4 protein-coding genes, 1 tRNA gene and 2 rRNA genes (1 of these 7 only partly in view) are annotated in these 6,925 nt (G+C 63.0%); 5 read left to right on the top strand and 2 right to left on the bottom strand.

All coding sequences use genetic code 11. The features are described from left to right. The 3 genes from LZ586_RS09625 to LZ586_RS09615 all read left to right on the top strand — a co-directional run. A 23S ribosomal RNA gene (locus LZ586_RS09625) occupies window positions 1-1,063 on the top strand; it begins 1,731 nt to the left of the window's first position. Window positions 1,064-1,210: 147 nt separating this feature from the next. Next, window positions 1,211-1,325 (top strand): 5S ribosomal RNA (gene rrf / locus LZ586_RS09620). Between the two features lie 181 nt (window positions 1,326-1,506). After that, a tRNA-Met gene (locus tag LZ586_RS09615) sits at window positions 1,507-1,583 on the top strand. A gap of 93 nt (window positions 1,584-1,676) precedes the next feature. Here LZ586_RS09615 and LZ586_RS09610 read toward each other — a convergent pair. Together LZ586_RS09610 and LZ586_RS09605 are read right to left on the bottom strand one after the other, a co-directional pair. Next, window positions 1,677-3,008: a metal-dependent hydrolase family protein gene (locus tag LZ586_RS09610; protein ID WP_235076083.1), complete on the bottom strand. Its 1,332-nt coding sequence runs from the start codon at window positions 3,006-3,008 to the stop codon at window positions 1,677-1,679. 109 nt (window positions 3,009-3,117) lie between these two features. Further along, window positions 3,118-3,747 carry a helix-turn-helix domain-containing protein gene (locus LZ586_RS09605; protein WP_235076082.1) on the bottom strand — a complete coding sequence of 210 codons (630 nt, stop codon included), beginning with the start codon at window positions 3,745-3,747 and terminating at the stop codon, window positions 3,118-3,120. 147 nt (window positions 3,748-3,894) lie between these two features. Here LZ586_RS09605 and LZ586_RS09600 point away from each other — a divergent pair, with 147 nt between their 5' ends. Both LZ586_RS09600 and LZ586_RS09595 read left to right on the top strand, forming a co-directional pair. After that, entirely contained in the window at window positions 3,895-5,868 is a 1,974-nt protein-coding gene (locus tag LZ586_RS09600; protein ID WP_235076081.1) for a serine hydrolase, read from the top strand. Window positions 5,869-5,878: 10 nt separating this feature from the next. Beyond that, on the top strand, window positions 5,879-6,910 hold the full coding sequence (locus tag LZ586_RS09595; protein WP_235076080.1) for a dipeptide epimerase: 1,032 nt from the start codon (window positions 5,879-5,881) through the stop codon (window positions 6,908-6,910). Window positions 6,911-6,925 lie beyond the last annotated feature (15 nt).

The following is a 6,925-nucleotide window of genomic DNA, read 5'->3' as shown; positions in this document are numbered from 1 at the left end:
ACGACGTATAGGGCCTGACGCCTGCCCGGTGCCTGAAGGTTAAGTGGAGGGGTGCAAGCTCCGAAATGAAGCCCAGGTAAACGGCGGCCGTAACTATAACGGTCCTAAGGTAGCGAAATTCCTTGTCGGGTAAGTTCCGACCTGCACGAATGGCGTAACGACTTCCCCACTGTCTCCAGGACATGCTCAGCGAAATTGAATTCTCCGTGAAGATGCGGAGTACCCGCGGTTAGACGGAAAGACCCCGTGCACCTTTACTGCAGCTTCAGAGTGGCAGTGGAGAACAACTGTGTAGAATAGGTGGGAGGCTTTGAAGCCATGGCGCCAGCCGTGGTGGAGCCACAATGTGAAATACCACCCTGTTGTTCTCTACTGTCTAACCACGCACCGTTATCCGGTGCTGGGACCCTCTGTGGCGGGTAGTTTGACTGGGGCGGTCGCCTCCTAAAGAGTAACGGAGGCGCGCGAAGGTTGGCTCAGGCCGGTTGGAAACCGGCTGTTAGAGTGCAATGGCATAAGCCAGCCTGACTGCGAGACTGACAAGTCGAGCAGAGACGAAAGTCGGTCATAGTGATCCGGTGGTCCCTCGTGGAAGGGCCATCGCTCAACGGATAAAAGGTACGCCGGGGATAACAGGCTGATAACCCCAAGAGCTCATATCGACGGGGTTGTTTGGCACCTCGATGTCGGCTCATCACATCCTGGGGCTGGAGCAGGTCCCAAGGGTTTGGCTGTTCGCCAATTAAAGTGGTACGTGAGCTGGGTTCAGAACGTCGCGAGACAGTTTGGTCCCTATCTGCCGTGGGCGTCGAAATTTGAGAGGAGTTGACCCTAGTACGAGAGGACCGGGTTGAACATACCTCTGGTGTACCAGTCGTTCTGCCAAGAGCGCAGCTGGGTAGCTATGTATGGACGGGATAACCGCTGAAAGCATCTAAGCGGGAAGCCTCCCTCGAGATAAGATTTCTTAGGACGGTCGGAGACCACGACCTTGATAGGCCGGATGTGGAAGTGCGGTAACGCATGGAGCTAACCGGTCCTAATTGTCCTATTCGCGCTTGAGAGTTCCACCATCAACAACAGCCCTGGATAACTTCCAGAGCGCTTGTTCGAAGCGTGATGATTACACACAGCCTGCACGGGCATCGATCGAAACCCCCTGTTCACGGGTCCCCACAAGGGACCCGTTCTGGGCACACCGGCTTCATTGCTTGGTGGCCATAGCGTCTGTGACCCACCCGATCCCATCCCGAACTCGGACGTGAAACCAGACAGCGCCGATGGTACTATCGCTCAAGCGATGGAAGAGTAGGTCGCCGCCAGGCATTGCAGCCGGTGTCCCCCAGAAAAACAGCACGGAAAAAACCCATCCACTTTGTTCGTTGGCCTCAGGCGCCGGCAGCCGCATCCGCGGCTTTAGGCTACCGCGCCAATAAGGCGCGACGGCCAGTCGGCCTTGCGGAAGGCTCGCCTTCCGTTCGTATCCTGAACCGATATCGCAATTGTCGCGGGGTGGAGCAGCCCGGTAGCTCGTCAGGCTCATAACCTGAAGGTCACAGGTTCAAATCCTGTCCCCGCAACCAACACACAAGCCGCCTCGGATAAACCCAAGGCGGCTTTTTTGTGCCCAGCGCACGCCAACCCACCGCAGCGCCTCTATGCGGCCAGGCTTTTCGTCACATGGCGCCGGATCGTTCCTTCGCCACCTTGCCGCGATGCATGACGAAATCGACATGCTCCAACCTGGTCACATCCTGTAGCGGCGAGCCGGATAAGGCGATGATGTCGGCCGCCTTGCCGGGAGCGAGCGTGCCGATCTCGTCGCGTCCGAGCAGGTCGGCAGCCCCAACGGTTGCCGCGGCGATGGCCTGGGTCGGCGTGAGGCCGTTCCTCACCAACAGAGCGAACTCGGTGGCGTTGTCACCATGCTTCGATACGCCGGTATCGGTGCCAAACGCCACCTTCACCCCAGCGGCGTAGGCGCGGCGGTGGCTGGCAGCCATCGCTGCGGCGGCCGCTTCCGCCTTGGCGATCGTCGCCGGGGGCAGTGCTCCCCCACGTGCCTGGGCCAATGCCGCGACAGGAGCGATTTCGGTCGGCACCAGATAGGCGCCCTTCGCCTTGAACAATCTGATCGTCTCGTCGTCGAGGAAGGTGCCGTGTTCGATCGAATCGACACCAGCCTCGAGCGCTGCTTTCGTCCCTTCCGCCGCATGGCTGTGCGCAGCCACCTTCCGCCCCAACGCGTGCGCGGTGTCGACGATCGCCCGCATCTCGTCGGGCGTCATCGCCCGCCCCAAGCCGCCGCTGACGTTCGAAAGCACGCCGCCGGTCGCCGCGAATTTGATTACGCGTGCGCCCAGCGCCACCTGCGCACGCACGGCACGGCGGCAATCGTCCGGGCCATCGCACAGGTTGATCTCTTTGGAATGCACCATGTCGGCAAGGTCCTCGGCAAGGCCATTGCCGTCGTCGCCATGCCCGCCGGTTACGGAGATCATCTCGCCGGCATTGGTGATGGTCGGCCCCTCGACGATCCCGGCATCGATGGCGTCGCGGAGCGCCCGCACGCCGCGCGGATCGCCTCCCAGGTCGCGTACCGAGGTGAAGCCGGCCGCGAGGGTCGCGCGGGCATTGGCGACCGCCGTCATCTGGTTGTCGAACCGGTCCCTGGTCATCGCTTCCAGCCGTGCGCGCATCGGGTCGCCGCCAATGCCCCAAAGGTGAACATGCATGTCCACCATGCCCGGCAGGACGAACGCGTTGCGCAGGTCGATCAGCACCGCCCCCGCGTCGGCGGGTAGAAAGCCGTCGCGTATCTCCACGACCTTCCCGTCCCGAACGATGATCGTGCTGTTGCCGCGCGGAGGTTGACCCGGCCGGTCCAGCAGCGTGCCCGCATGGATATAAGTCGTCCCCGACCGTGCGGGTTGAAGCGGCGCGGTTTGCGCCAGCGCGGGCGCGGCGATGGTCGTCGCGAGTGCGATCAGAAACGGCTTCATCATCATTCTCCCCTGGGGGCAGGGTTGCCGAGGCTTTCATCTTTTGCAAGCCGGGCGATGCCGCGCATGCGTTCAGACCAAGAGCAGAGGAGACATCGCGCCGAGGGCGGGGAGGTTAGGAATGCAGAGTCAACAGAGAGTTCATCAGACCGTCCTCTGCACTCGAGCACACACCGAGCACGACTGCCTCGTCGCATCCCTCGCCGGTGACATAGGCGTGGCCCATGTTGGAATCGATGTAGATCGACTCCCCCGTCTCGAGAGTGACGGGATCGTAGAATTCGGTGTGGACGACGATGCGGCCGCTGACGATGTAGATGAACTCCTCGCCAGAGTGGCGGACCAGGTCGCCAAACTCCTCGACCGACTTGGCGCGGATCCGGGTAATGACCGGTATCATCCGCTTCCGGCGCAGTTCGGTGCAGAGATAATAATAGTCGTAGTTGGCGGTGTTGACCCGCACTGCACGATCCAGGTCGCCGATGCTGCGCCGGGCAGTGACCGGCGAGTCCGCAGCCGAGTCGGCTTCCGCGAACAGTTCGGACATGCGGATGTTGAGGCGCTGGCTCAACTGGAGAAGCTTGTCGTAGGTCAGCGTCAGCCGGTCATTCTCTACCTTGGACAGCGTGGAGACCGGAATGCCGCTGCGCACGCTCATCTCCTTGAGAGTCCAGCGGTTCCGTCCGCGTAGCGCGCGCAACAATGCGCCCAGCGTCGGTTGCTCCGCCTTCAGCCGCGTGGCCATCCAGCACCTCCGTTTGACATTTTTCCGAATAGGATCATCATGTCTCAATCAGGCGTAGCTAGTTCAACGAGGACATAGCCTAGCCGCTGACGCAAACCGGCGCAACGACGGGGCGGTGGCGCAGGCAGACGCACAAGGGGAAGCGCGATGTGGAAACGTTCGCTGAGGATGCTGGCGGCAGGATTGCTGGCCGTCGCCATAGGAGTGCCGGCCTTTACCCAGGCGCCGACGCCGCTCACCCCGATCGCGCAGACACAAGCACCGCCCGCGACGAGCCCCCAACCTACCAGGCCTGTGCTGACCAAGGCCGACGCCGACGCCTGGCTCGACGGCTTCATGCCGTACGCGCTTGCGCGGGGCGATGTCGCCGGCGCAGTCGTCGTGGTCGTCAAAGACGGTCAAGTCGTGACGCAACGCGGCTTCGGCTATGCCGATGTCGCCAAGCGCAAGCCGGTGGATCCCGCAACGACGCTGTTCCGCCCCGGCTCGACATCCAAGCTCTACACCTGGACCGCGGTGATGCAGCTGGTCGAGGCGGGCAAGCTCAATCTCGATGCCGATGTGAACCAGTATCTTGATTTCAAGATTCCGCCCTTCGAGGGCAAGCCGGTCACGCTGCGGAACATCATGACTCACACCGCCGGGTTCGAGGAGATCATCAAGGGCCTCCTGACCTTCGACAAGCCCGTCCCCGCGCTGGGTGCGGTGGTCAAGCACCGCGTTCCCGAACGGATCTATGCGCCGGGAACCACGCCGGCCTATTCCAACTACGCAACCGCGCTTGCCGGCTACATCGTCGAGCGGGTGGCCGGCGTTCCGTTCGACGACTATGTCGAACGCAACATCTTCGGCAGGCTTGGGATGCAATATGCCAGCTTCCGCCAGCCGCTTCCTGCCAGGCTGAAGCCGCATATGTCGCAGGGCTATCTGCTAGGCTCGGGTCCTGCTCAGAAATACGAGTTGATCGGCATGGCACCCGCCGGCGCTTCCGCGATCAGCGGCGGTGACATGGCGAAGTTCATGATCGCCCACCTCAACAATGGCGGGCCGCTGCTCAGCCCGGCGACCGCGCAGTTGATGCACGCGCCGCAGCCGAGCGCCATTCCCGCGGTCAACACCATGGCCCTGGGCTTTTACGAACAGCGTATCAACGGTCACCGCGCGATCGCGCATGGCGGCGACACGGTCTATTTTCACAGTGATCTTTGGATCTTCCCGCAGGACAATATCGGGCTCTATGTCTCGATGAACAGCGACGGCAAGGACGGGGTCACCCGGGTCCTGCGCGGTGCGCTGTTCGAGCAGTTCGCCGACCGGTATCTGCCCGCGGCGAACGACGCGCCGCCTGTCGAGCTGCCGACCGCCAAGGAGCATGCGAAGCTGCTCGTCGGCACTTGGACCAACAGCCGTCGGATCGACTCCAGCTTCGCCAAGGTCATCGGGCTGATTGGCGATACCAAGATCGGCCTCGACGCAGATGGCCGGCCGGTTATTCCTGCACTGACCAGCCCTGGCGGCGCCCCGCGCAAGCTCATCGAAGTGGCGCCGTTCGTCTGGCAGGACGCCTATGGTCATGAACGGCTCGCCGCGCAGGTTATCGACGGCAACGTCGCACGGTGGAGCTTCGGCGAAGTCTCGCCCTTCATGATCTGGTACCGGACGCCCGCCGCGCTGGATTCAGGCTGGCTGATGCCTGCCCTGCTATTCGGCATAGCCATCGTTCTTCTGACTGCGCTCGCTTGGCCGGTCGGCTGGTTCGCGCGCCGGCGCTATGGCGTGCAGCTCGCGCTGCAGGGCGAGGCGCTGCGCACCTATCGCGCGGTGCGGGGCTTTGCATGGCTGGTGCTGGCGGTGCTGATCGGCTGGGCGTTGATCATCACCGGACTTGAGGATTTCGAAAGCCATGGCTCCACCGACTGGCTGATCCTGGTGTTGCAGGTAGCGGGAACGCTAGCTTTCTTCGGGCTCTTCGGGCTCGCGCTATGGAACGCCTGGCTGGTGTGGCGCGGCAAGCGCGGCTGGTTCGCCAAGCTATGGAGCGTCTTGCTGGTGCTGGCCGCCTTCATCATCCTGTGGGTCGGCTTGGTCTACAAGCTGATCTCTTTCGGGACGGAGTTCTAGGCCTGTGGTGATGCGCCTGTCCGTGGGCGTGGCGGTGGAACGGCTTCCCCTTACAAAGCCGTTCCACATCTCCGGTCATGTCTTCACTGAATCGCCCGTAATGGTCCTCACGCTGTGCGATGGCTTGCATAGCGGGCGAGGCGAGGCGAGCGGCACTTATTATCTGGGTGACGACATTCCGGCGATGACGGCAGCGCTGGAGACGGTACGCGATGGACTAGCCAGCGGCATGACGCGCGCCGAGCTCCAGCAGGCGCTGCCTCCTTGTGGCGCGCGGAATGCCGTGGATTGCGCGCTTTGGGAGATCGACGCCAAGCGCGCCGGGGTGCCGGTGTGGAGGCTGGCCGGCCTGCCGGAACCCAAGCCCTTGCTGACCACCTTCACCTTGGGAGCCGACGAGCCCGCAGCGATGGCGGAGGCGGCGCTGGCCTATGGCGGCGCGCGGGCGCTCAAGCTCAAGCTGACTGGCGACCTCGATCTCGATATTGCGCGGGTGCGATCCGTCCGCGCGGCGAGACCGGAATGCTGGATGGCCGTCGACGCCAACCAGGGCTTCGAGGCTGACGCGTTGGAACCGCTGGTCGCGGCGCTGATGGATTGCGGCGTTGCCCTGCTCGAGCAGCCGCTCTCGCGAGGGCGGGAAGCGGACTTGGAGGGGTTCAATTCGTCCATACCGATAGCCGCCGACGAAAGCGCGCTTAGCCTCCAGGACCTGGACGGACTGGTCGGGCGCTTCGACACTGTGAACATCAAGCTCGACAAATGCGGCGGGCTCACCGAGGCGATCGCCATCGCCCGCCGCGCGCGGCAACTAGGCCTCGATGTGATGGTCGGGAACATGGTCGGCTCCAGCCTGGCGATGGCGCCCGCGTTTCTTCTCGGCCAGCTATGCGACGTCGTCGATCTCGACGGCCCGACCTTCCTCGCCGCCGACCGGCGCCCAAGCGTGCTTTATGCGGACGGCTATATCGACTGCCCGGAACAGGTGTGGGGCCACCGTGCGCCGTCCACCGCACCAATCGCAACAAGACTGCAATATTGATTGACTCTTATCTGA

Origin of the sequence: Sphingomonas sp. S2-65, from assembly GCF_021513175.1 — a bacterium.
GTDB lineage: Bacteria > Pseudomonadota > Alphaproteobacteria > Sphingomonadales > Sphingomonadaceae > Sphingomonas.
This window is presented reverse-complemented; position numbering and strand designations above follow the sequence as displayed.

Bases quoted from the DNA above. Each gene is read 5' to 3' on its own strand.
- LZ586_RS09610 (WP_235076083.1), bottom strand. From the start codon at position 3,008: ATGATGATGAAGCCGTTTCTGATCGCACTCGCGACGACCATCGCCGCG.
- LZ586_RS09605 (WP_235076082.1), bottom strand. From the start codon at position 3,747: ATGGCCACGCGGCTGAAGGCGGAGCAACCGACGCTGGGCGCATTGTTG.
- LZ586_RS09600 (WP_235076081.1), top strand. From the start codon at position 3,895: ATGTGGAAACGTTCGCTGAGGATGCTGGCGGCAGGATTGCTGGCCGTC.
- LZ586_RS09595 (WP_235076080.1), top strand. From the start codon at position 5,879: ATGCGCCTGTCCGTGGGCGTGGCGGTGGAACGGCTTCCCCTTACAAAG.